This is a genomic window from Phenylobacterium sp., from assembly GCF_025351295.1.
Lineage (GTDB): Bacteria > Pseudomonadota > Alphaproteobacteria > Caulobacterales > Caulobacteraceae > Phenylobacterium.
On the sequence record NZ_JANXWD010000153.1, the window covers coordinates 1 to 21855 of the forward strand.

Here is a 21855-nt window from a genome sequence, read left to right on the forward strand (position 1 = left end):
GGCGGCGGCGGCGGCGGCGGCGGCGGCGGCGGCGGAGGCGGAACGGGCTTGATCAGCGCCACGTCCGTCACTTCGTCCGAATACTCCTTGTACTTCGGATCGAACCGCGACTTCCAAAGATACACGCCCAAGGCGGCGTGCACGCCGACAGCGAGGATCAGCGCGACCGTCAGCCCGGGACGACCCTTGGGTTTCGGGTCGTCAAACGGGTTGTGCCGAACCTGCATCGCTTCATGCGGTGATGTGTCAGACATGGCTCACCACCTACTTGTTATTGTCTTCACCGACGAGAGCCACGCTGTAGAACCCGTTGTCCTGCAGCATGTTCATCACGCCCATGAAGTCGCCGTAGAGCACGTCCTTGTCCGCCCGGATAAAGATGCGTTCCTTGGTCACGTTCCGCACCTTGCCGAGCTGCTTGCGCAGATCGTCGCCGAGGCTTGGAAGGTCGGTCCGGAAGTCCTGGATGAAGATGTTTCCGCCAGGTTGGAGCGAGATGTAGACCGGTTTCGGAGGGTTGACGCCGGGCTTGGCGACCGCTGGCGGAAGCACGACCTTAACGGTCACGCTCGCCAGCGGTGCGGCCACCATGAAGATGATCAGCAGGACCAGCATCACATCCACGAAGGGCGTGACATTGATCTCGGCCATCGAGGCTTCCTGATAGCGCCCGCCCCCTCCACTCGAGAGTTTGGCGGCCATCTAGACTACGCTCCCTTGTCGAGCTGCCGGGAAATCGCGTTCATCAGCTCGGCCACAAAGCCTTCCGTCCGCGCGCCGTACGAGGAGATGCGCGTCTGGAAGTAGTTGTAGAAGATAACCGAGGGGATGGCGGCGAACAGGCCGAGGCCGGTGGCGAGAAGCGCTTCGGCGATGCCGGGCGCCACGACGGCCAGGTTGGTCGTGTTCGTGTTCGCGATGCCGATGAACGAGTTCATGATCCCGTAGACGGTGCCGAACAGCCCGATGAAGGGACCGTTGGAGCCGACCGACGCCAGGTACTGCATGCCGCCGGAAAGACGCCGCGACAGAGCCGCCTGGACCGCGCCGACCGCCGCCTGAGCGCGACCGACGGTGTTGTCCCGGTGTTCGCCGGTGATGGCGAGGCCGGCCTGGCGGCTGAGCTCGATCTCCTGCGCGGCCGCCGCGGCCATGTCAGCCAGCGGATTGCCGTCGAACTCTTCGGAGAGCGCGATGCGGTTGATGTCGTTGATCGACTTGGCCCCGCGGAAATTTTCCACGAAGCCGTCCGACACGCGGTTCAGCGCGCGGAACTCGAGGATCTTGGTGACCAGGATCGTCCAGCTGAGGATCGAGGCCAGCATCAGGCCGATCATGATCACCTTCACGACCGGGTCAGCGTCCATGAACATGGTGCCGACGTTGAGCTTGCCCGCGTTCTTGATCGTGGGCGGAGCCTGCTGGTCGGCTGGGACCGCTGCAGGCGCGGCGGCGGCGGCGGGCGCCGCGGCGGCCGGAGCCGCAGCGGCCGGGGCGGCGGCATCCTGAGCGAACGCCGGCGCGCTCGCCATCAGCGCGACGGCGCCGAGGAGAGCGGAAAATGTGGTCTTCAGTTTTTTGTCGAGCATCTGTCGCCAGTTCCTGGTTGGTCTTGCACGATTGGCCGGAGGGTCGTCGCGCGAGAGCGTCTCCACCCTAGTTGAAACATCCCCCGGACCCCAGCCCACTTTCGCGGACCGAAACGCCCGGGGCGCTATCGCTGCGCCCGACCCCGGTGAACGCGATCTCCCAACTTTTGGCGGGGATTGGCGTGTTGACGGTGCGGACGGCCTTGAACTCCCGCAGGGGGATCCCAAAGTCTTACCGCTTTGTAAGAGAAGCGGCCCGGACCCTTTGGCAACCCGATGCCGAGGCGTCAAGGGGCAGAAGCTTGCGCTGCATCGTCAAATTCATGACGCATGCGCACTGATTGTGCGGTGCACACGCAAGTAGCGCCGCCCGCCCGTCGTTTCACCACCGCTGGCAGCGTCACAATGCTGCATTGCAGCAATCTGACCAAACCTGGATTGATGATTTCCGTTCGAGGGAAGTGGTGCCTGGGGGCGGATTCGAACCACCGACACGCGGATTTTCAATCCGCTGCTCTACCAACTGAGCTACCCAGGCTTGGACCCGCCCGCGCGGGAGCCGCGTCTATAAAAGAGCCGATGGCCGAAGTCCAGCGAGGCGGCGGGCGGTCTTCCGTCGCCGTCATTCGTCCTCGACGTCGGTATCCGGGGGTGTCTCGTCGTCGGCCGCGGGCACGGCGTAGCGGCCGGTCAGCCAGCGCTGCAGATCGAGGTCGGCGCAGCGTCGCGAGCAGAAGGGCCGATAGGCTGGATCGGCCGGCTTGCCGCAGATCGCACAGGCCGGGGCGGTCATGTCACCCCCACATCGAGGCGCTCGCGCGGACACGCCGGGTCGGCGGCGATTGAAAAGCGGGCGCCGATATGCTCGGCCAGGAGCTTGGCGAGGGGCTCGGCGGCCTTGGCCACCCCCGGCGCGCAGACCGCGACGAGGCGGGCCCCCGGCTGGGCCGCGGCCTCCGCCTCCAACCGGCGGATCAGGCGCTGCGCCAGGGTCCGGTCGTTCAGCGCGCCATCCGCCTGGCGCAGCTGTTCGAAGACCGGCCGGGTCCGGCGCGGGATCGAGAGCTCCATGGTCCCGAACCGCCCGACCGGGCCGATGGCGACACCCGGGTTGTCGGGAGCGAACGCCACCCGGGCCGCGGCGATCAGCGCATTGCCGTCGTGGCCCCGCCCGACGAGGTCCATCACCACGATGCCGCCCAGGCTCTTCAGCCGCAGCAGCCGGGCGGCCTCGGCGAGCGCCGTGAGGTTGCCCTGTCGGGTCACGCGCTTGGCGTCGGCGCCCTTGCGCTCGCCCAGGTCGACGTCGATGGCGGTCAGCGCGCGGGTCGGCTCGACGGCGAGCGAACCGCCGCCCGGCATGGGATGGATGGTCTCCAGCGCCTCGGCCTCTGCCTCATCGCCGGCCTCGCGCGCCTGGCGGCCGACCGTGAGCTCCGCGTCGCGCGCGAAGCTCATCAGCGTCGCCTCGATGTCGCGGGGCGGCGCGAGCAGCCGTGGCGCGCCCTCCCCCGGCCCCATGAGCCAGGCGGTGGGCAGCTTGCCCGCGCGGGCTTCGCTGCGGATCTCGACCTCCACCGACGCGCCGCGCACCGGCTTGGCCTCAGCCCGGAACGGCAGGATCGCCTGGAGCCCCCCGCCAAGGTCCAGGAACGCCGTGGCGATGGCCGGCTCGACACTGGCGACCCGGGCGACGAGCCGCGCGCCAAGCGCGAGCCGGAGATCCTCGTCGTCGCGCCGGATCAGCAGCCGCTCCGGTCGCCCGTCCAGCGTGACGACGCCTCGGGTTTCCCCGATGCCCCGGTCAAGGAAAAGGCGGCGGACGCTCATGGCCGCCGATAGCCCAGCCCGGTGAGCAGGTTCGAGGTCTCGTACAGTGGCAGGCCGACGACCCCGGAATACGACCCCTGCAGCGAGATGACCAAGCCGCCCGCCAGGCCCTGGATCGCGTAGCCGCCCGCCATGCCGACCCCCTCGCCGGAAGCCAGGTAACCGTCGATGTCGGCCTTTGAGAGGCGCTTGAAGTGCACGCGGCTCTCGACGAGGCGGCTGGCGATGCGGCCGTCGGGCGCGGCGACGGCGATCCCGGTCAGCACCCTGTGCGCGCGGCCCGACAGCAGGGCCAGGCAGGCCCCGACCTCCGCGGCGTCCTCGGCCTTGGGCAGCACGCGACGGCCAACGGCCACCACGGAGTCGGCGGCGAGCACGAAGGCGCCCGGCTGGCGGGCGGCGACATGGCCCGCCTTGGCCTCGGCCAGGCGCAGCGCCAGGCGGCGCGGGGTCTCATCGGCCAGGGGGGTCTCGTCCAGCGCCGCCGCATCGACGGCATCCGGCGTGAGACCGATCTGGCGCAGCAGATCGAGCCGGCGCGGGCTTGCCGAGGCCAGGACCAGGCGCGGCTCAGCCACGGAAGCGCTGGGTGATCTTGGCGGCCAGGCTGTCGCGCACCTGCCGATAGGCCTCGATCCGGTGTTCCCGCGAGCCCTCGATGAGCGTGGGGTCGTGCGTCGGCCAGTATTCGATGTCGGCCGACCGGCCGCGGGCCAGCTCGACCGCGCGGTGATGCGCCTCGGGGGTCAGCGAGATCACCAGGTCGAAGGAATCGTCCGCCAAGTCGGCGAAGGTCTTGCAGCGATGCTTCGTCAGATCGACGCCCAGTTCCTTGATCACCGCGGCCGCCAGCGGATCGACCTCCATGTCGTCCTCGTCGGGGTCGAACTTGGCCCGCTTCAACCCGGCGCTGTCGACGAAGATGCGGGTGCCGATGATATGCTTCAGCAGCGCCTCCGCCATCGGCGAGCGAACCTGGTTGAAGTTACAACAGAAGAGGACCGCATCCGGCATCCGCCTCCCGGGGTCGTCGCTCATGCGCGGTCAGCCCCGCCAGTGCAGGGCGCAGATCAGCGTGAATAGCCGCCGCGACGTGTCGACATCCGTCGCGATCTTGCCCTCGAGCCGCCTGCGCAGCAATTCCGACGCCTCGTTGTGCAGGCCGCGCCGGCCCATGTCCAAGGCCTCGATCTGCTGCGGCGTCGAGTTGCGGATCGCCTGATAATAGCTGTCACAGATCATGAAGTAGTCCTTGATCAGCGTCCGGAACGGCGAAAGCGACAGAATGTGCCGCCGTTCATAGGTCGGGCCGCGGACGTCCAGGACCAGGCGGTTTTCCAGCAGGCCCATCCGCAGGTCGTACGGGCCCCTCTCGGCGCCCTCCGGAAAGAAGAAGTTCTCCTCTAGCAGGTCGAAGATCGCGATCTGCCGTTCCTGTTCCTGGTCGCGCGAAACCGCCGCGAGCGACTCTTCGTCAAGCTCGACGGACTGCAGGCGGTGGGTCTGTTGCGGGTCAGCGGCCATGGGTTCGTGGTCGAGCTTTATTGCAATACGGGGGGGCACGTCATCCCGTGCCGTCAAAGCGAGGCTCTGGACATGAAAAAACGCCCGGCGCGGGGGCGCCGGGCGTCTTATTATCGGCGGGAAGGGCCGCGTCTATCGGCCTTGCGTCAGGCGGATGGCGGCCGAGCGCGCGTGCGCCGGCAGGCCTTCCGCCTCCGCGAGCGCGATCGTCGCGGGCGCCAGGGCCGCGAACGCCGCCGCATCGCACTTCACGATCGAGGTGCGCTTGAGGAAGTCATACAGCGACAGGCCAGAGGAGAATCGCGCCGCCCGGCTGGTGGGCAGGACATGGTTGGAGCCGGCCACATAGTCGCCGATGGCTTCGGGGGTGTGGCGACCCAGGAAGATCGCGCCGGCATGACGCACGCGGTCGGACAGCCGCTCCGGCGCCTCGACCGCGAACTCCACATGCTCGGGCGCGATGACGTCCACGAGGCCCGGCGAGACGTCCAGCGGAGCAATCACCACCGCGCCGTGGTCGCGCCAGGACACCCCCGCGTCCTCGCCGGTGGCCAGCGTCCGCAACTGCGCTTCGACGGCGGCGACGACCCGGTCGGCAAAGGCGGCGTCGTCGGTGATCAGGATGGATTGGGCGGCAGGGTCGTGCTCGGCCTGGGAGAGCAGGTCGGCGGCGACCCACTCGGGATCGTTGGCGGCGTCGGCGACCACGACGATCTCGGACGGGCCGGCCAGGGCGTCGATGCCGACCACGCCGTAGACCCGCCGCTTGGCCGCGGTGACGAAGGCGTTGCCAGGGCCGACGATCTTGTCCACCGGCCGGATCGGCCCCGCGCCATAGGCGAGCGCCGCCACGGCCTGTGCGCCGCCAACCCGCCAGATCTCGGTGACCCCGGCGACCTGCGCAGCGGCCAGCACCGCCGGCTGCAGGCGGCCCGGGGGGGTCACCATGGCGATTCGCTCGACGCCGGCCGCCGCGGCCGGGACGGCATTCATCAGGACGGTGGAGGGATAGGCGGCACGACCGCCGGGCACATAGATCCCGACGGATTCCAGTGGCGTCCAGCGCCAGCCCAGCTCCACGCCGGCCTCGTCGACGAACCTTTGGTCGGCCGGACGCTGGCGTTCGTGATAGGCGCGGATCCGGCCGGCGGCGAAGGCGATCGCCTCGCGCACCTCGGGGTGGCAGGCCGCCGCGCCCTCGGCGATCTCCTCGGCGCTGACCCGCAGGGTGGTCTCGGTCAGCGCGACCTTGTCGAACGCCAGCGCGAAACGCAGCAGGGCGGCCACGCCCTCGTCCCTTACCGCAGCAAGCACGTCGCGCACGACCGCGTCCACCTCCTCTGGCGTCTCGCGGCGTTCGGCCACAAATGCGGAAAAGGCGGCTTCGAAGCCGGGGTCGGCATGGAAAAAACGGCGCATGGCGCGGTGTGTTTAACGGCGCCGGGCGACCAAGGCCATGCCGCTCAGGCTTCGTGGGCCGGCTCGCGTGGCGTCGGCCAGGGTTCGGAGATGTCGGCGAGGACCGCGTCCACGCATTCGATCCGCACCCGCAGGTCGCCACCACCCGCGAAGCTGAGGGTCAGCAGCCCGCCCGGCGGGTCCCCCGGCTCAAAGCCGATCGCCAGCAGCTCCAGCACGGCGTCCTTGCGGTCGCGGCGGATCTTGCGGCCCTGCACCGTCAACACCCCGCCGAGTTGCAGGGCCGCGCGCACCCGTTGCCGGGAACCGGTCTCCCACCTGAACCGGTTGAACGAGATCGTCAGCCGCCGCGCCCGGGCCTCGAAGACGATGTCCCCGACCTTGGCGACCGCGTCCTGCAGGGCAGCCGAGATCACGGCCAGATCGTCCTGGTCCTCGGCCAGCAGTTGCAGGCGCGCGGTTTCGGCCATGTCTTACTCGACCTCCTCGTCGCCATCGCCCTTCAGGCGGCGCACTTGCGCCCCGCAGGCGCCGAGCTTCTCCTCCAGTCGCTCGAAACCACGATCCAGGTGGTAGACCCGATTGACGATCGTCTCGCCCCCCGCGGCCAGGCCGGCGATCACCAGGCTGACGGAGGCGCGAAGGTCGGTGGCCATCACCTGGGCGCCCTCCAGCGACGCCACGCCCTTCACCCGCGCTTCGCCGCCGTGCACCGAGATGTCCGCGCCCAGCCGGCCCAGTTCGGGCGCGTGCATGAAGCGGTTCTCGAAGATCGTCTCGCGGAACACGCTCTCGCCGTCCGCCAGCGTCATCAGCGCCATGAACTGGGCCTGCAGATCGGTCGCAAAGCCCGGATAGGGGTCGGTCGTCACCTCGACAGCCTGAAGCCGCCCGCCGTTTCGCTTGATGGTCAGGCCATCGTTGTGCGGGATCACCTCGACACCGGCCTCGACCATCTTGTCGAGCAGGGCCTGGATGAAGTCGGTGCGGGTCCTGGTCAGCCGGACTTCGCCCCCGGCCATGGCGGCGGCCACCGCATAGGTGCCGGTCTCGATCCGGTCGGGGATCACCGAGTGGGTCGCGCCCGACAGCCGGCCTACGCCCTTGATGTGGATCGTGCGCGTGCCGGCTCCGGTCACCTTGGCGCCCATCGCGTTCAGGCAGTCGGCCAGATCGGCCAGTTCCGGCTCGGCGGCGGCGTTCTCCAGCACCGTGTCGCCCTGCGCCAGCACCGCGGCCAGCATCGCGTGCTCCGTGGCGCCCACCGAGTTGAACGGGAAGTCGATGACCGCGCCCTTAAGGCCTCGCGGCGCCTGGGCGTAGACATAGCCCTCGTGCAGGTCGATCTTCGCCCCCAGCGCCTCCAGCGCCTTCAGGTGCAGGTCCACTGGCCGCGCGCCGATCGTGCAGCCGCCGGGCAGCGAGACCTTCGCCTGCCCATTGCGCGCCAGCAACGGCCCCAGCACATTGAACGACGCCCGCATCTGGCGGACCAGGTCATAGGGCGCGAAGCCGCTGATGATCTCCGGGGTGGTGAGCAGAGTCTCGGCGCCATCCGGCCCATCGGACTCCACCACCTCCGTCCCCAGCCGGCGCAGCAGCTTGCCCAGGAACCGGGTGTCGGCCAGCCGCGGCATGTTGGTCAGGCGAAGAGGCTCATCGGTGAGCAGGCTCGCCGCCATCAGCTTGATGGCCGAGTTCTTGGCGCCGCTGATCGGGATTTCGCCCTGCAGCCGCGCGCCGCCGATGATGGCGATGCGATCCAATCGGTATCCTTCGAAGCATGTAGGGGCCGCATCCCGTGGCGGCAGCTCTCGGCCGATATCTAGCGTGCGCGCCGCGGGCGCGCAAAGCGGTCAATCCGTGCAGGTCTTGTGGGGGTTCGGCGCCGGCGGCGTCGCCGTCGCAGCCTTGCGCCGGCGCAGGTTCGCCCGCAGCGCCTGGGCGAGCTTCGCTTCCCGCGATTCGACGGTCGCCTTGGGTCCCTGATCCTGCTCCGCCATGCCCTGCAGGTGCGGCGTGGCGTCTCGTGCGTCAAGCGTCCGGCGAGCGATTTAGCGCTTCACGCAGGCCCTTGCGACGGCTATAGGCCCCGCCTTCGCCGCGATAGCTCAGTGGTAGAGCGCATCCTTGGTAAGGCTGAGGTCCAGGGTTCGAATCCCTGTCGTGGCACCATTCCAGGAGAGCTCGGAGATCGCTCCGGGCTCTCCTGATCTCCCCTGACCCTGAGCATTGGACGCAGCGTGCGCACGGCGCGCCGTCATCGGCCTCCAGCCAGCCTCAAGAGCGGCCGATCATGCTGGCGGATCCAGGGTCGCCGGCGTGGGCGCCATCGGGCGAGCCTTGCAGACGATGTTGAAGGTCAGCGCCGCGCCGACCCCCGTGCCGCCGGTATAGGTGCGATCGCAGCCCTCTATGTGTTGCAGGCCGAGTTTCAAGGCCTCCGTCCGGTCGGCGCCCGTCATGCCGGCGCAGGCCGTCAGTCCGGTGGCGAGCGCGGCGACGGCCGCGGCATGGGTCAGGCTCTTCATGGGGGTATCCTTCGGGTTTGAGTTGGCCGTCAGGCCCAGCGCGTAGCCGCCGCCAGGCCGCTTGGTGAGCACCTGTTGGCGCAGGCGTGGGTCGAAGCTGATGTGGACCCAGGCCCCCTCCTCGATCAGCTGATCGAAGGCCAGATCGCTGGCCGCCAGCACGCGACAGACGTCGATCGGCGGGCCGAGGTTGAAGCAGTTGAAGTCGACCGCGTGGCCCGTCAGGTGGGCTGAGGCGCGGGCGCCGCCCACCGCCCGGTTCAACGCCGGGCACCGGTATCCGCTGGAGACGGAGATCGTCCGGTCGCCCAGCAGGCTCCGCACCGTCTCCATCGACACCGCGGTCTCCCGCAGCGTCGTGGCCACCTCGGGCGGCGGCCGGTTATCAATCTCTCGGTGCTGGGTGCACGCGAGTTCTTCCAGCGCGAAATGCGCCGTCAGCCTGGTGGTCATTGGTCGGGTTCCTGGATGAGGGCCTGTTGTTCGGGCCAAAGCGCCTCAGTGGGCGGCGATATCGATCGTCCGGGCCGCCTCCGGCCGGGGGGTCTCGAGCCGGCCGATCCGCGTCGCATTGGCGCTCCAGACCTGAGCGAGCGCCCAGGCCAGCAGGGCCGCCACCACGCCCCACGAGCGGCTCTTGAGGCCCTCGACAGCGCGGAGCGTCGAGGCTGAGCTCGCCTTGATCTCCCCGAGCCGCTCTTCGCAGCGCGCCTCATGATCTCCGAGCCGCTGTTCCAGCGCGGCCAGCCGTTCAGACTGCGTCATGACCCTTTGAATTCCACGCCGCCGCCGACTTTCGTCGCACTCGTCTTCACCGTCTGCGACGAGGTCCCCTGCTCGTTCTGGCCGACGAAAAGGTTGATCGGCAGGCCACTCAACATGGCCACGATCTGCTGGGTGGACGTGACCGGCGCCTGGCGGGTCTCGGTGTCGACACCCCGGAGCGCAGCGCCAATGCCGGCCTGGGTCGCGATGTTGCCGCGCAGGTTTTCGTCGTGGGCGTTCGACAGCTGGTAGAGCTGGTTGGCGGCCTGGAGCTGCTGCTGCTGCCCCTGGAATCCGAAGCCCACCTTCTGCGCCCGATCCTGCAGGGCGGTCTGGGCATTGGCGATCCGCGCCTGGGTGGCTCGATCAGCATCGCCGCCCGCTGCGCCCAGGGCGGTGTTGTAGGCCTGCGACCGCAGCCCGGAGAGGGTTGACGCCCTGGCTCGCGCCAGTTCGCCCTCGGTCAGGCTCTGGGTCAGGGCCGCGCCCGACCCTCCGAACGCGCCCGCCCCGGCAAGGTCCAGCGACTGCTGTGCGCGCACCTGTCCAGCATGGGCGTCGAGGTCCGCCGAACTCGAGTCCACCACCTGGTTCAGGTAAGGATTCAGGTAGCGGTCGACATAGTCATAGGCCTTCCCGCCGGACGCGAACGGGGTGTCGGCGCTCATGTGGGGATCGAGCCATGACGTCCTGGCCGCGCCGCGTGTCAGGTCGGCCGCGCCATCGTAGTTGAAGTCCATGCCGGTGAGATTCGCCGCGCCGGCGGCAGCCTGCGATTGCAGCCCCTGGACCGGCGCGATCAGACTCTGTGGATCGCCGCTGAGCAGGCCACCCACCCGACCGGCGACGCCTTGGGTCAAGGAAGACGCCCATTCCGGCACGATGGGCGTGGTCGTATTGTTGAACGTGCCAGAGGAATTCGTCGTCGATTTCGTCTTTTGAGCGTCGGCAGAGAACGTAAAGCCGGGGAATGCCAAATCAGATCTCCTTGCGATTGATGGCCTAGCTCTGCCCCGCGGGCACAGCATCGAATGTCGGTTTGCCCAGCCGACAGCCCGTGGGCGCGCTCTCACCGGAGAAGCGCAGGCGGAACAGTCGACCGCTCGCCAGCAGGTCCGCCTTCGCGTCCCCAGGCGCCATGGCGACGACCAAGTCGGGCTGCTCGGTGTCCTGGGGATGGAACCGGGCCTTGAGGGCCACCGTCACCGGTCCGATCTGGTCCTTGAAATCGGGCCACAGCCCACGGATCAACAGGGTGTTTTCCGGGTCGAGATAGCTGTCCGCCGTCTCGATGAACCAGGCGAAGCTGGCCCCGTCCGCCGAGCGCCCCTTCTCATGCAGGAACACCGATCCGTCATAGGCCGCCCCGATGGGATAGGCGCTCGGCCCGGCGTCCACGAAGGCCGTGCGCGCCATGATCCCGCGATGCCACGCGCCGGCGTCCGGCCCGCTCACCGCCAGCGCCAGGAAGCGGCTGTTCTCATATCCGTCGCGCCGGTCCGGGTAGTCGAACCGCACCTCGGAGAACTCGGCGTTGGACGAGGCCATGACCTTGTCGCCCTGGCTCGCCGCCAGTTCCTCGGCGAAGTCGCGCCGGATCGGGCACGGAATGGGCTCCGCCTGCCCGCCCAGCCCATAGCTGTAGAACTGCCGGTCGGGACTGACCCAGCAGGCCGTCTGTCCGACCACCACCGCCGCATTGGGCCCGATCAGGCCGCAGTTGCGCCCCACGCGATCGAACCGCCACGGCTGGTTCAGCGCGCCGACGAAGGTCCCCAGGAACAGGGCGTCGCCGGTCCAGACCAGCAGGCAGGGCCCGCACATCCGCCCGGCCACGATCCGCCCGCCGCCGGTCAGCACATATTCCCGCGCCGTCGAGCCGCTGGCGCTGGTGCTCCACTGGGTGTCGTTGCGGATCGAGGAGTGGCGGATGCAGAGCGGGTTGAAGACGCCCGACACTTCCTCGTTGCAGCCCAGCGCGAACACCTGGTAGCCGCCGCTCAGGGGCGCCACCAACATATGGGTGACATTGGCCGGCGCGTTGGCCAGGGCCTGCGCCGGTTGGGCGGTGTCGTTGGTCCAGGCGAAGATCGTCTGGTTGCGCGGACTGGCCAGCAGCTGCTGGCCCCACGCGCCGAACGACCAGGTCAGCGGGAAGTAGTCCGAGACCGAGGGCAGGCCATAGCCGCCCACGCCATAGCCGCCGGTGCCGTAGCCCGCCGACCCCGCGCCATCGATGGAGCCGACGGCGAAGCCGCTCGCCGGCGTGATGTCGAACATCGCCCCGCCCCGCCACAGCTGCAGCTTCGAATGGGTTCCGAAGCCGATGTTCAGCACCCCGGCGTTGTCGGTCCAGGGGAACACGCCCCGGCACACCCCGGTCAGGGGAGCGCTCATCAGCCGCTCCCAGCCGCCGATGGTCTCGGGCCGCCCGAGGCGAAACCGCACGTTGGAACCGTCGGCCCATCGGCCGGATCCCGAGAATGTGGTGTCGTCGCCGTTCAGGCCCGGCGGGAGCTCGAGGGGAATCTTCATCTGGGGTCTCGCTGTTCGACCGAGCCGCGGCGCATCGGCCGCGGCGGGTGCTTGTGTCCGACGAAGACAGGCCCCATTGATCCGCGTCCTCTTCAGACGCCGCCCTGGAGTCCCGTGTCAGTTCGCTCTTCCGTCGAGCCTGCGGCCACCGCCGTGATCCGCGCCGAGCCGGACGCCTACAACATGGCCAAGGAACGGCTCATGGGCCGCCAGGCGGCCGGCCACGGCTTCCTGCGCGCGGCTGTCCAGGCGCGCGGCGACGGGCCGATCTATGGCCTCGCCAACTACGCCGCGGCCGTCCAGGGATTTGGCCATCTGGTCAGCGGCATCGATCCGCAGGCGCGGGTCGAATGGCTGCCGTTCGACCAGCTCTCCCGGATCGGCGAGGTCGGCGTGCTCTATCTCGCCGACGTCACCCTGGCCCAGCACGCGCGCCTGCGGCTGCGCGCCGGCGTCGGGGCGTTCTCCCTTTGCGGCGTCACCCACACCACCGCCAGCGGCGGCGCCATGGATGAGATCGTCAACATCCTGCGCGAACCGGTGATGCCGTGGGACGCCCTGGTCTGCACCTCCTCCGCGGTCGTCGAGACCGTTCGGCGGGTGCATGAGGCCGAGGCCGACTACCTGCGCTGGCGCCACGGCGCGGAGATCCGGCTCGAGCTCCCCCAGCTTCCGATCGTCCCGCTCGGCGTCCACTGCGCCGACTTCGAGATCTCGCCCGACGCCCGCGCCGTGGCCCGCGAGGCCCTGGCGCTCTCGGCCGACACCGTGACGGCCCTGTTCGTGGGGCGCCTGGTGTTTCACGCCAAGGCGCATCCGTTCGCCCTGTATCGCGGGCTGCAGGCGGCGGCCGAGCGCACCGGCCGGCCCGTGGCCCTGCTGATGTGCGGCTGGGCCCCCAACGATCCGGTCGCCGAGGCCTTCGCCACCGGCGCCGCCCAGTTCGCCCCGGACGTGAAGGTGCTCTTCGTCGAAGGCCGCGACCTGATCCTTCGGGACCAGGCCTGGGCCGCGGCCGACATCTTCGTGTCCCTGGCCGACAATATCCAGGAGACCTTCGGCCTCACCCCGATCGAGGCCATGGCCGCCGGCCTGCCGGTCGTGGTCACCGACTGGAACGGCTACAAGGACACCGTCCGCCAGGGCGTCGACGGCTACCGGGTGCGCACCTGGACGCCGGGCCCCGGCATGGGCACGCCCCTGGCCCGGGCGCACGAGGCCTTCGGCATCGACTACGACCGCTACTGCTGGGCCGCGGCGGCCACCACGGCCATCGACCTGGACGACCTCGCCGACGTGCTCAGCGGCCTGGTGGAAAACGCCGACCTGCGCCGTCGGCTCGGCGACGCCGGCCGCCGGCGCGCCCGCGAGCTCTACGACTGGCCGGTCGTCTACCGCCAGTACCAGGACCTCTGGGGCGACCTGAACGCGCGCCGCCGCGCCGCGATTGCCGATCCCGCCACGCTGGACCGGCTCAAGGCCGCGCCCCGGGCCGGCGCCAGCCGCCTCGACCCGTACTATGCTTTCGGCCATTACCCGACGGCCCAGCTCGGCGCCGCCACCCGCCTCAGCCTCGCGCCGGGCGCGACGCTGGAGACCCTGCGGGCCACCCTCGCGCACCCTCTGTTCGGCGAGCTCCCCGCCGCCCAAGGCTATCTGGAAGCCCTCTACGCGCTCATCGAACCCGCCGACCTCACCCTCGCCGACGCCACCACCCGCCTGAAGTCCAACCTCCCCGCCATCGCCCGCGCCGCAGGCATCCTGGCGAAGATGGGATTGGTGAGGCTGGGGTGATTTGTGGTTTGGATCAGGTTGGCCAGCGGATGCTAAACAGGAAGTCGTTCTGGTAGGATGGCGAAATGGCAGTACTCACATATCGACCCCAGATTTTCGACGCGCCCGATTTGAAGCGTGCGCGCGAAATCATCATGACACCGGAACCCGACATCAGCACCGACGAGCGCTGGGAGCGGGAGACGCCGTACATGACGGCGATAGCCCAGGCGCATTTGATGCCCGGACCCGGCGATACTGTGGTCGACTATGGGTGCGGAATTGGCCGCCTCTCTAAGACGTTGATTGAGCGGTCGGGGTGTAACGTCCTCGGCGTCGACATCAGCGCTAGCATGAGGGCGATGGCTATCGACTATGTCGGATCCCCAAATTTCCAGGCCCTATCGCCGGAAGCAATTGCCGAGGCTGTCGCCGGCGGCCTCCGCGTCGACGGGGCGATGGCGATTTGGGTTATCCAGCACGTTTTGGATCCTCGGATCGTAGTTGACCTCCTGGCAACGAGCCTGAAGCCGGAAGCAACACTGTTTGTCGTAAATACCCTCACTCGGTGCGTTCCGACGGTCGAGAAGTTCTGGGCTCGTGACAGCTATGATGTGCGGGCGTTGTTGAAGGGGCGGCTTAAGGAGACATCGATCGGGACCCTGGATCCGAAGTGGGCTGGTCGCCCCGCGGCTGAATACGCGTTCTGGGCTCTTTACCGCACGACCTAAGCACTCACTCGCACCAGCCAGACGATGACGCGGCCAGCGCCTCCAGCACCGCTGTTCCCGTTACCGCCGCCGCCGCCAGAACCACCAGCAGCGCCGCCCGCAGCGCTAGTTCCCCCATTTACACCGGCGCTGCCTGCGCCACCGAGGAACCCCGCGCCCAAGTCGGAGAAGCCCGCGCCACCGCCTCCACCTCCACCCGAATTTCCGAGGCCGCCAGATCCGCCTCCGGTGCCGCCAGATAAGCCGGGATCGGCACCACCGGCGTTGCCGCCAGGTCCGCCAGGGCGGTTGATATCACCACCCGTCGCCACACCCCCAACGCCTCCGACCCCCGTGATGCCCCTTTTGCCCCCGCCGGCGCGAAGGACCTGGCCGTTTGGCAGGATGACGGTCGAGTCGCTGCCGTCGTTGCCATCACTGGTGGCCGCGACTCCCAGCCCAGGCGCGCCCACCGCGTATGCGAGAGATTGGCGCGCTGCCAGTCGAACCTTTTTGGAAAGTGCAGCGCCGCCGCCGCCGCCGCCGCATGCGCCGACGTCTGCTGAACCCGATGCTCCTGCCCCCTGTAGGTAAATCAAAGCCCAGCACGGAGTAGAGGCGGTAACCAAAGCCGAGCCCGCGGTCACGTCCGTAAGGCTCAACACGTTTGGAACAGTGTCACGATACGTCTTCCGCCCGCTCATCGGCTGCCCGACTAGACCTCGAAGTTTTTGACCCGACGACATCAGTAGTCCGCCCATTCGGCGCGACCGACGACGCCGGTCACCGTCACGGCCGAAGCCTCATAGATCCGCTCCCCCGCCGCCAGGATCAGCGGGTTGTCGTCCGAGAACCCGAAGTCCAGCACCGGGATGTCCGACGTCGTCGTCAGCGCGTAGGCGGGAAACGCCTTGGCCCGCAGCAGGGTCTTGGTCGTCCCCGCGTCCACCGAGCGATAGAACTGCACCTGGCTCGCGGCCTGGGTCGCGTTGGCCAGCGCCTCCAGCCGGGTGAGCCGGCCGCCATTCGCCCCCGCCGTCATCAGCAGCGTGGTCTGGGTGGGCGCGATCAGGTTGGTGTTCGCCGTCGCGCCGAACGGCACGGAGGCCGATTGCGGCGTCTGGGGCGTGATGATGCTGTTGGCTGTGACGGCCATGGTGCTGGTCTCCTAAAGGGCGATGGCGAAGGCGAGCGCGAGGCCCTTCACGGCGCTCGCATAGTCACCGAGGTCGGCGGTCGAGAGCGCCTGCCACGACGCGTTGGTCCCGTCGGTCTTGACGACCTTGCCGGCGTTCCCGGCCTGGGCGGGCAGCGCGCCGGCGTTGTAGGACCAGGCCACGCCGGACACCCAGTCCTTGATCGAGGCCCCGCCGTAGCCGGGCGTCTTCACCGCCCCGCCGTCGGTCAGCGCCCAGACGATGTCGCCGGGGTCCACCGTCACCGTCGCGCCGGCCCCGGTGGTCAGGGTCACCGGCCCGGCGGTGGCGTTCCACACCAGGTAGCTCTTGCTGACCGGCGGGATCGTCACGGTGAACGGCCCCGCCCCGCCGGTGAACTTCACCATCGCCGCCCGCGCCTCGTCGTCGGCGGCGTTGGCGGTGGAAAGCGTCGTGTTCCCGGTCAGCGGCTTGGTCAGCCACCCGGCCACCGCATAGTCGGCATGGGTCAGGACAGCGTTCAGCTTCTCCCCCCACAGGTTGATGTTGTCTCCGGTGAACTGCAGTTCGAACCGGAGCGATGGCGACCAGGATGAAGGCATCAGACGATCACGGCTCCCGTGTCTTGGCGGATCCAGTGGGACCCGTCCGAATGGGCGAGGATGTTGAGGTCGGTGACCAGCACCAGGGTCTGGGGATGCGCCGCGGCCGGCGGCAGGCCCGCCTGGGCCACCGCGAACAGCGCCACCGGCGCGGCCGGGGTCATCAGCGCCGACAGCGCGTCATGGAACGACTTCAGGATCATCCTGAGCCCCTCCGGCGCGCCCGGTCCGATCGGCGTCAGCATCGGCGCCACCGGGCCAGCGCCAGTTCCGGAAGTTCGGTAGTCAGCGTCCGCGCCGCGCGGCTGCGCGCGTCCTTGGCGTTCAGCTCCTCGATGGCCCGGCCCAGCTTGGTCTCGTAGGCGGCCGCCAGCTCCGCGTCGCGCAGGAAGGGCGCCGCCTCGCTCAGGGTCGCGAACAGGTAGACGTCCGGCGCGTCGCTCAGCACCCCGTTGGTCGGCGCCGCGTCCGACAGCGCGAACCGCCGCAGCATCCGCAGCGTGAACGCGTAGGCCTGGTCGCACGGCCGGTCGAAGCCCAGCTTGTCGCCGTCGACCGTCCAGGCCCGCGGCTCGCCGCGCAGCCAGGATGCGCCGATCAGGCTGGCCTCTAGGAACGGCAACTCGTCGCGCCGGTCGGGCCGCTCGATCCACACGCGCAGCGGCTCGGTGAACCCGGCCGGCAGCGGGATCGTCCGCGCGCCCACCGTGGCGTTCAGCGCCACCTCGGCCTCGGACAGCCGCGTCCGCAGCACCCGGTTCAGCCGGGTCTCCGCCAGGGCGACGAACTCCGGAATGCGCTGGGTCAGGTCCCCCCGCACCAGCCAGTTCGCCGCCGCCGCCTGCAGCTCGCCATAGGTCGTGATCGCCATGTGAGTATCCAAAGAAAAAGCCGCCCGAAGGCGGCTTGGGTTGAAGGGTCGTTCGGCGCGGCCGTTAGGGCGGCCCGGCGCCCGTTCGAGCCTGCGATGGCCAGGTTTCGCGCTCGTCCAGCTTCAAGGCCTCGTGGCCCGACAGGGTCCACCGATAGGCCGGGGCGCCATATCCGGTATCGACGTAGCCCAGATCGCCAGCGATGAGCCGGCGGCCGTCGGCGGCCAGCACGACTAGGTGGAAGGCGTTGTCGCCGTAGTTCTCCTGCAGGTGCAGGTCGTCGCATTCGCCCCTGCAGGTCTGCTGGACCGCGCCGCGCGCGTCGCTGACGCGCAACAGGACCCCGCCATGCCGGCTGACATCGGATCCGAGGGAGACGACGTCGACGGCGTAGTCCGAGACACTCTGGGTCAGCAATCGCCACGCCAGCCCGGCGATGGCGATCGTGGATAGGACGCCGACCATCAGCCCCCACCGGAAGGCCGTCATCCGCCAGCCACGCTGGACAGTCGCCGCCGACCGGCTCATCGGGCGGCCTTCAGGTCGTGGCCGACCGAGAATGCGATTGGTTCTCCTGGGAATCCCGAGCCAACGTGTCTGCCGCCCGCAGGACACGCATCGCCCTGCATTATCCCAGACAGTTGCGACCGGGAGTGACACATGCCCATCGATCCGCAGGTCGTCACAGACGCCCCGGCAGGTGAGGCGAAGCCTCATCCCGCGGTCGACAAGGCGCAGATCCGCCCCATGTCGGCTTGAGATCTCGTGACCCGAAATTGTGAGGCTCTCCGGGGGTGGGCTGTGACCCGGCAGGCGCCCCAGCAGATCTGGCCAAGCCACGGTCAGGACGACCGCGAAGACCACGGCGGCTTGCCGCGCAGCTCCCTAAGGCAAGACCCGCAATAAGCCCCCCGACCCGGGCGCGCGGGCCAGCGCGAGCTGGCCCTCAGGGTTGAGCATCGGCGCACGGATGTCGAGAGGCGTATCCTGATCGCCATGGTCGCGTTTCCGGGGTCGAATGAAGGGCAAAGGCGCAGGCGGCCGTTTCCGGCCGCCCGCAGGTCAGCAGCCCGGGGCCGCTAGCGGTTCGCCAGCCGGCAGGCCAGTTGCGGCCGGATGGTCTTGAAGCCGTAGAGCACGTCCAGCCGGCACGGGAACTTGTCGCCGTTGATGTCGTACTGGCGCACGATCCGCATCGAGACCCCGTCGAACACCTCGCGGCAGGCGAAGTCGACGCCGTTCGGGATCAGCAGGTCCGCCGTCGCGAAGGCGAACGCCCCCTTCTGGTAGGCCATGGAGATGCCATAGGTCGAAGACGCCGCGCCCGAGAAGCCGAGCGTGGCGGCCGACGCCGGCGAGGCCGAGACGTTCTGCGCCGGCCCGCTGGTCACGATCGCCGGGCTGATGGCCAGGCTGCCCGCGCCGCCGGCATAGTCGGCAGTCAGCACGAACTGCTGCTGCACGCTGGTCAGCTGCTTGGTCTCCGGATGCACCCGGAACACGCCCGGCAGGATGAACACGTCCCCCTGCTTGAGCGGGTTGGTTCCGGTGTTGACCGCCAGGTTGGCGCCGGTCTGGCCCGCGCCGTTGACCAGATAGCCGGAGCCCGTGGATCGGACGTGCGACGGCCACAGGGTGTTCTCCATGAAGTCGAACCCGGCGGTCCGGCCCATGAAGCCCTCGCGGTTCTGCTTGGCGACCGTGGTCTGGTCGTTGAACAGGCCCTTCAGCGCGTCGACCAGGTCGACGTTGTCCTGGGTGTTCAGGTTGCAGGTCCGCCCGCTCAGCGGCGCCAGGTTGTCCACCAGGGTCTTGCGGCCCGCCAGGATCTTGGCGAACGTCGCCGGCAGGGTCTGGTTGTCCGCCTGGTTATAGACGTCGCGGTACATGGTCATGGCGTCCGCCTCGATATTGGCGGCCAGCACGCTCATCGCGGGCTCCAGGATGCGCTCGGAGAAGTCGTCCAGCGCCAGGGTCAGCTCATAGCTCGAGAAGTTGAGGTCGACGCCTTTCTGGGTCTGCACCTTCAGGTCGACGCTGGTTTCCGTGGAGTCGGTGCCGGCCGTGCCCAGGGTGGGGCCGGTCCGCACCGCATACTGGTTGGGCATGCGGATTTTCAGGGTGTCGCCGACCTTGGCGCCCTGGCGGCCGAAACTGTCGTCGTAGTCCCGCGTGATGGTGCCCACGAAGTTGAGCTTCTGGTGCAGCACGCGCAGCGCCTCCCGCGTCACCGCGGTGGCGGTCAGGATGGTGTTGGCCATGGATCGTCCTTTGAGTTGTTGGGATGCAGGCCGCGCTGAGGCGTCGAGGCGCGTCGCCGCGCGTGTTCGACGCCCGCCCCGTGGGCGGCGGCTGGGGATTTCGGAAGAGAGCCCTTGTTCGCGCCGGAGGCCGGCGGCGAGGGGCGGCGGCCGATCTTGTGGCCTGGGGTGAACATGCTGGAACATAGAGAGAACAACGCGGCGCATTTAGGCGCCGAGCTGACCTGTTTGGATGGGCTGCAGATGAGACTCTCACCAACCGCCTTCGCTATGGCCCTGCTGGCGAGCGCACTCGCCACCGGGGCCGCCGGGGCGGCGCCGAAGCTCCCAAGGATCGCCGTAGGAACACCCCTCGATGTGGCGCGCGGAAGACTGGCCAAGGACGGCTCGATTCGCGAAAATGCCCTGTTGGATCAAGCCGCCGCCAAGTTATCGGGCTATCCCCGCGAAATGAGGGCCATCACCGGCCCCGCCCCGCCTTCGAGCGCCCGCGCCCGCTTGGGATCGAACTGTTTCGGCGCCCGCTCCAGCGCCACGCGCTCCTGCGGCGTCAGGTAGACGGGCCCCGCGAGCGGTCCTGGCCCGCGCGGCGCATCGAGGAACCTCGCCATCAGCGGCCCCTCGCCATCTGGTCGTTGCGCCGGCGCATCCATTCCTTGGTGGCGAGCTCGTCGCGCACGCCAGCCGCGCCAGCCCCGCCGCCGCCGATCCTCGCCGCCGGCTGGACTGCCCGCGCCTGCGCCTGGGCCTCGCCCTGGCTGGCCTGGTCGGCCTGCTGGGCCTTGTGCAGCAGCTTCCACAGGCGCGGATCGGCCATCTGGCCCAGCTCCTCCCGCGTGACCCCGAAGGCCTGGGCATACTCGACCAGCTTGCCCGCCACCTCCGGCGACCAGCCCTCGATCTCCCGGCTCAACTGGACGCCGGTCTGGGCCATGCGCTGAGCGTCCTCGCGCGCCGCCTGCAGCTCCTGGCGCTGGGCGTGATGGGTCACCGCATAGGCCAGCTGCTCGCGCGCCTGGCTCAGCCCCTGCAGCCGCCCCCACAGCGCCTGGGCGCCCTGCGGATCCTGGGCGGCATAGGCCTCCCAGTCGACCCCCTGGAACTCTCCCAGCTGGTGGTCCAGCGCGGCCAGCCGCACCTGGTCCTGGCTCGCCGCCGCATGGGCACCGGCCTGCGCGGCCACGGCCTGCCGCTCGCCGTCCAGCGCGCGCCGATGCTCGGCCAGCTCCTGGGTCTTGCGGGTGTAGTCCGCCTGCCGCAGAAACGCGCCCTTCAGCGCCCCGGGCAGGGTGTGGACCTGGCCGTCCAGTTCCAGGTCGAAGGTGTCGTCCGGCGACATGTCCTCGGACATCTCCGGGGTGTCGTCCTGGCGCGCGGAAGCCTCGCCCGCGATGATGGCGTCTTCGTCTTGCATGATGTCCTCTGGATGGGCGCCGTCGGCGCGTTGTGGTGTCCGGTCGTGGGGTCGGCCGAAGCCCTACCGCTGGGTCGCCCGCAGGCGGTTGGTTTCCGCCTCGAACGCCTCGATCTCCAGCTTGCGCGCCTCGTGGCTGCGGTCCTGCCTCAGCCCGGCGATCTCCGTGCGGGCCGCCGCCAGCGCCTGCGCCAGCTGGCCCAGCTGCGCCTTGGCGGCCGCCGTCTCCGGGGACGCGCCCTTCACCTGCGCCGGCAACAGCGCCGCCAGCCGCCCGGCGATCTCGTCCGCCCCCGGCCAGTCCAGGTTGCGCGCCAGCACGTCGCCCAGCACCGGCGCCGCGGCCGGATATGCGCGGATCAGCTCGATCATCTGCGTCGCTGCCTCCTCCCGCCGACTGGTGAAGCTGGGCCCCGAGCGCACCACCAGGTCATAGCGCCCGGCCCCCAGGTCATAGATCCGCCCGACCGCCTTCAGCTGTTCGGCGCCGTGCCCCGCCGCGGCCTGGCCCGCCGCACCCAGCCCCGCCGCACCCAGCCCCGCCGCACCCTGGCCGCCGGGCCCGACGTCTCGACCTTCCACTACATCGACAACCTCAGTCGCTCGATCCGCCATGCGGGGCGGATCCTGCTGGACCTGATCCCCAAGGTCTATGCGACCGCCCGAGTGGTGCGGGTGCTGGGGCCGGACGGGGCGGCCAAGGGCGTAGCCGTCGGGCCCGGCGGCCTGCGGCACCGGCAGCGTGCCCTCGCGCTCGGCCAGCTCCACCCAGTCACGCCGCATCAGGGCGGCCACCCGCGCGATGTCGGGCGGACGCACCATCAGCTGGACCTTGGGCCCGCAGCTCTTGCAGCTGGGATCGCTGGTGATGAG

The 21855-nt window shown here is 69.4% G+C and carries 26 protein-coding genes, 2 tRNA genes and 1 pseudogene; 3 read left to right on the forward strand and 26 right to left on the reverse strand.

Annotated features, from left to right (window positions below; genetic code table 11):
• The 13 genes and pseudogenes from Q0R13_RS20460 to Q0R13_RS20520 form a co-directional block, all read right to left on the reverse strand.
• Window positions 1-254: pseudogene (locus tag Q0R13_RS20460) on the reverse strand (energy transducer TonB); the annotation flags it as partial.
• Window positions 255-264: 10 nt separating this feature from the next.
• The gene (locus Q0R13_RS20465; protein WP_293907443.1) at window positions 265-702 is read right to left on the reverse strand and encodes a biopolymer transporter ExbD; all 438 of its coding nucleotides are present in this window, start codon (window positions 700-702) and stop codon (window positions 265-267) included.
• Between the two features lie 5 nt (window positions 703-707).
• Window positions 708-1589 carry a MotA/TolQ/ExbB proton channel family protein gene (locus Q0R13_RS20470; protein WP_293907445.1) on the reverse strand — a complete coding sequence of 294 codons (882 nt, stop codon included), beginning with the start codon at window positions 1587-1589 and terminating at the stop codon, window positions 708-710.
• Window positions 1590-2051: 462 nt separating this feature from the next.
• Window positions 2052-2127 (reverse strand) — tRNA-Phe (locus tag Q0R13_RS20475).
• 84 nt (window positions 2128-2211) lie between these two features.
• Complete coding sequence (yacG, locus tag Q0R13_RS20480; RefSeq protein ID WP_293907447.1) at window positions 2212-2382, reverse strand: DNA gyrase inhibitor YacG; 171 nt, start codon at window positions 2380-2382, stop codon at window positions 2212-2214.
• Entirely contained in the window at window positions 2379-3419 is a 1041-nt protein-coding gene (locus Q0R13_RS20485; protein WP_293907449.1) for a ribonuclease E/G, read from the reverse strand. Before Q0R13_RS20485 ends, yacG begins: the two co-directional genes overlap by 4 nt.
• Entirely contained in the window at window positions 3416-3997 is a 582-nt protein-coding gene (locus Q0R13_RS20490) for a Maf family nucleotide pyrophosphatase (RefSeq protein WP_293907450.1), read from the reverse strand. Before Q0R13_RS20490 ends, Q0R13_RS20485 begins: the two co-directional genes overlap by 4 nt.
• Window positions 3990-4457: a low molecular weight phosphatase family protein gene (locus Q0R13_RS20495; protein WP_293907452.1), complete on the reverse strand. Its 468-nt coding sequence runs from the start codon at window positions 4455-4457 to the stop codon at window positions 3990-3992. The genes Q0R13_RS20490 and Q0R13_RS20495 overlap by 8 nt, the downstream gene beginning before the upstream one ends.
• A 6-nt stretch (window positions 4458-4463) precedes the next feature.
• Complete coding sequence (locus tag Q0R13_RS20500) at window positions 4464-4943, reverse strand: UPF0262 family protein (RefSeq protein ID WP_293907454.1); 480 nt, start codon at window positions 4941-4943, stop codon at window positions 4464-4466.
• 132 nt (window positions 4944-5075) lie between these two features.
• Window positions 5076-6362 carry a histidinol dehydrogenase gene (gene hisD / locus Q0R13_RS20505; protein WP_293907456.1) on the reverse strand — a complete coding sequence of 429 codons (1287 nt, stop codon included), beginning with the start codon at window positions 6360-6362 and terminating at the stop codon, window positions 5076-5078.
• 44 nt (window positions 6363-6406) lie between these two features.
• Entirely contained in the window at window positions 6407-6832 is a 426-nt protein-coding gene (locus tag Q0R13_RS20510; protein WP_293907458.1) for a DUF2948 family protein, read from the reverse strand.
• Window positions 6833-6835: 3 nt separating this feature from the next.
• On the reverse strand, window positions 6836-8128 hold the full coding sequence (gene murA, locus Q0R13_RS20515; protein ID WP_293907460.1) for a UDP-N-acetylglucosamine 1-carboxyvinyltransferase: 1293 nt from the start codon (window positions 8126-8128) through the stop codon (window positions 6836-6838).
• Between the two features lie 90 nt (window positions 8129-8218).
• Window positions 8219-8365, reverse strand: coding sequence for a hypothetical protein (locus Q0R13_RS20520; protein WP_293907462.1), 147 nt, complete (start codon window positions 8363-8365; stop codon window positions 8219-8221).
• Between the two features lie 97 nt (window positions 8366-8462).
• On the opposite strand from Q0R13_RS20520, the gene Q0R13_RS20525 reads away from it, so the two are divergent.
• Window positions 8463-8537 (forward strand) — tRNA-Thr (locus Q0R13_RS20525).
• A gap of 119 nt (window positions 8538-8656) precedes the next feature.
• Here the strand turns inward: Q0R13_RS20525 and Q0R13_RS20530 are convergent.
• Genes Q0R13_RS20530 through Q0R13_RS20545 form a run of 4 tightly spaced genes read right to left on the reverse strand, consistent with a single transcriptional unit; the run spans window position 8657 to window position 12193 of the window.
• Window positions 8657-9346, reverse strand: a complete 690-nt coding sequence (locus Q0R13_RS20530; RefSeq protein ID WP_293907464.1) for a D-Ala-D-Ala carboxypeptidase family metallohydrolase — start codon at window positions 9344-9346, stop codon at window positions 8657-8659.
• A gap of 45 nt (window positions 9347-9391) precedes the next feature.
• Window positions 9392-9658: a hypothetical protein gene (locus Q0R13_RS20535; protein WP_293907466.1), complete on the reverse strand. Its 267-nt coding sequence runs from the start codon at window positions 9656-9658 to the stop codon at window positions 9392-9394.
• Entirely contained in the window at window positions 9655-10635 is a 981-nt protein-coding gene (locus Q0R13_RS20540; protein ID WP_293907468.1) for a hypothetical protein, read from the reverse strand. The genes Q0R13_RS20535 and Q0R13_RS20540 overlap by 4 nt, the downstream gene beginning before the upstream one ends.
• Before the next feature lie 25 nt (window positions 10636-10660).
• A complete protein-coding gene (locus Q0R13_RS20545) occupies window positions 10661-12193 on the reverse strand; it encodes a hypothetical protein (protein WP_293907470.1) in 1533 nt (510 codons plus the stop codon).
• 114 nt (window positions 12194-12307) lie between these two features.
• On the opposite strand from Q0R13_RS20545, the gene Q0R13_RS20550 reads away from it, so the two are divergent.
• Window positions 12308-13987: a glycosyltransferase family 4 protein gene (locus Q0R13_RS20550; RefSeq protein WP_293907472.1), complete on the forward strand. Its 1680-nt coding sequence runs from the start codon at window positions 12308-12310 to the stop codon at window positions 13985-13987.
• A 65-nt stretch (window positions 13988-14052) separates the two neighbouring features.
• Entirely contained in the window at window positions 14053-14697 is a 645-nt protein-coding gene (locus Q0R13_RS20555; protein ID WP_293907474.1) for a methyltransferase domain-containing protein, read from the forward strand.
• A 724-nt stretch (window positions 14698-15421) separates the two neighbouring features.
• Here the strand turns inward: Q0R13_RS20555 and Q0R13_RS20560 are convergent.
• From Q0R13_RS20560 to Q0R13_RS20600, 9 genes are all read right to left on the reverse strand, one after another.
• Window positions 15422-15832, reverse strand: coding sequence for a hypothetical protein (locus Q0R13_RS20560; RefSeq protein WP_293907476.1), 411 nt, complete (start codon window positions 15830-15832; stop codon window positions 15422-15424).
• Window positions 15833-15844: 12 nt separating this feature from the next.
• Window positions 15845-16435: a hypothetical protein gene (locus Q0R13_RS20565; protein ID WP_293907478.1), complete on the reverse strand. Its 591-nt coding sequence runs from the start codon at window positions 16433-16435 to the stop codon at window positions 15845-15847.
• Window positions 16435-16680 (reverse strand): hypothetical protein, encoded by a 246-nt coding sequence (locus tag Q0R13_RS20570; protein ID WP_293907480.1) that lies wholly within the window; start codon window positions 16678-16680, stop codon window positions 16435-16437. Before Q0R13_RS20570 ends, Q0R13_RS20565 begins: the two co-directional genes overlap by 1 nt.
• On the reverse strand, window positions 16674-17306 hold the full coding sequence (locus Q0R13_RS20575; RefSeq protein ID WP_293907482.1) for a hypothetical protein: 633 nt from the start codon (window positions 17304-17306) through the stop codon (window positions 16674-16676). Before Q0R13_RS20575 ends, Q0R13_RS20570 begins: the two co-directional genes overlap by 7 nt.
• 64 nt (window positions 17307-17370) lie before the next feature.
• Window positions 17371-17835: a hypothetical protein gene (locus Q0R13_RS20580; RefSeq protein WP_293907484.1), complete on the reverse strand. Its 465-nt coding sequence runs from the start codon at window positions 17833-17835 to the stop codon at window positions 17371-17373.
• 551 nt (window positions 17836-18386) lie between these two features.
• Window positions 18387-19568, reverse strand: coding sequence for a P22 phage major capsid protein family protein (locus Q0R13_RS20585; protein ID WP_293907486.1), 1182 nt, complete (start codon window positions 19566-19568; stop codon window positions 18387-18389).
• 437 nt (window positions 19569-20005) lie between these two features.
• Window positions 20006-20179 carry a hypothetical protein gene (locus Q0R13_RS20590; RefSeq protein ID WP_293907488.1) on the reverse strand — a complete coding sequence of 58 codons (174 nt, stop codon included), beginning with the start codon at window positions 20177-20179 and terminating at the stop codon, window positions 20006-20008.
• Window positions 20179-20982: a hypothetical protein gene (locus Q0R13_RS20595; protein ID WP_293907490.1), complete on the reverse strand. Its 804-nt coding sequence runs from the start codon at window positions 20980-20982 to the stop codon at window positions 20179-20181. Before Q0R13_RS20595 ends, Q0R13_RS20590 begins: the two co-directional genes overlap by 1 nt.
• A 63-nt stretch (window positions 20983-21045) precedes the next feature.
• Window positions 21046-21855: hypothetical protein (locus Q0R13_RS20600; RefSeq protein ID WP_293907492.1), on the reverse strand; the 810-nt coding region annotated here is incomplete at its 5' end.

Excerpts from the sequence above, each read along its gene's own strand:
- Q0R13_RS20465 (WP_293907443.1), bottom strand. The coding sequence starts at position 702 with ATGGCCGCCAAACTCTCGAGTGGAGGGGGCGGGCGCTATCAGGAAGCC.
- Q0R13_RS20470 (WP_293907445.1), bottom strand. The coding sequence starts at position 1,589 with ATGCTCGACAAAAAACTGAAGACCACATTTTCCGCTCTCCTCGGCGCC.
- yacG (WP_293907447.1), bottom strand. The coding sequence starts at position 2,382 with ATGACCGCCCCGGCCTGTGCGATCTGCGGCAAGCCGGCCGATCCAGCC.
- Q0R13_RS20485 (WP_293907449.1), bottom strand. The coding sequence starts at position 3,419 with ATGAGCGTCCGCCGCCTTTTCCTTGACCGGGGCATCGGGGAAACCCGA.
- Q0R13_RS20495 (WP_293907452.1), bottom strand. The coding sequence starts at position 4,457 with ATGAGCGACGACCCCGGGAGGCGGATGCCGGATGCGGTCCTCTTCTGT.
- Q0R13_RS20500 (WP_293907454.1), bottom strand. The coding sequence starts at position 4,943 with ATGGCCGCTGACCCGCAACAGACCCACCGCCTGCAGTCCGTCGAGCTT.
- hisD (WP_293907456.1), bottom strand. The coding sequence starts at position 6,362 with ATGCGCCGTTTTTTCCATGCCGACCCCGGCTTCGAAGCCGCCTTTTCC.
- Q0R13_RS20510 (WP_293907458.1), bottom strand. The coding sequence starts at position 6,832 with ATGGCCGAAACCGCGCGCCTGCAACTGCTGGCCGAGGACCAGGACGAT.
- Q0R13_RS20520 (WP_293907462.1), bottom strand. The coding sequence starts at position 8,365 with ATGGCGGAGCAGGATCAGGGACCCAAGGCGACCGTCGAATCGCGGGAA.
- Q0R13_RS20530 (WP_293907464.1), bottom strand. The coding sequence starts at position 9,346 with ATGACCACCAGGCTGACGGCGCATTTCGCGCTGGAAGAACTCGCGTGC.
- Q0R13_RS20535 (WP_293907466.1), bottom strand. The coding sequence starts at position 9,658 with ATGACGCAGTCTGAACGGCTGGCCGCGCTGGAACAGCGGCTCGGAGAT.
- Q0R13_RS20545 (WP_293907470.1), bottom strand. The coding sequence starts at position 12,193 with ATGAAGATTCCCCTCGAGCTCCCGCCGGGCCTGAACGGCGACGACACC.
- Q0R13_RS20555 (WP_293907474.1), top strand. The coding sequence starts at position 14,053 with ATGGCAGTACTCACATATCGACCCCAGATTTTCGACGCGCCCGATTTG.
- Q0R13_RS20560 (WP_293907476.1), bottom strand. The coding sequence starts at position 15,832 with ATGGCCGTCACAGCCAACAGCATCATCACGCCCCAGACGCCGCAATCG.
- Q0R13_RS20565 (WP_293907478.1), bottom strand. The coding sequence starts at position 16,435 with ATGCCTTCATCCTGGTCGCCATCGCTCCGGTTCGAACTGCAGTTCACC.
- Q0R13_RS20570 (WP_293907480.1), bottom strand. The coding sequence starts at position 16,680 with ATGCTGACGCCGATCGGACCGGGCGCGCCGGAGGGGCTCAGGATGATC.
- Q0R13_RS20575 (WP_293907482.1), bottom strand. The coding sequence starts at position 17,306 with ATGGCGATCACGACCTATGGCGAGCTGCAGGCGGCGGCGGCGAACTGG.
- Q0R13_RS20580 (WP_293907484.1), bottom strand. The coding sequence starts at position 17,835 with ATGAGCCGGTCGGCGGCGACTGTCCAGCGTGGCTGGCGGATGACGGCC.
- Q0R13_RS20585 (WP_293907486.1), bottom strand. The coding sequence starts at position 19,568 with ATGGCCAACACCATCCTGACCGCCACCGCGGTGACGCGGGAGGCGCTG.
- Q0R13_RS20590 (WP_293907488.1), bottom strand. The coding sequence starts at position 20,179 with ATGGCGAGGTTCCTCGATGCGCCGCGCGGGCCAGGACCGCTCGCGGGG.
- Q0R13_RS20595 (WP_293907490.1), bottom strand. The coding sequence starts at position 20,982 with ATGCAAGACGAAGACGCCATCATCGCGGGCGAGGCTTCCGCGCGCCAG.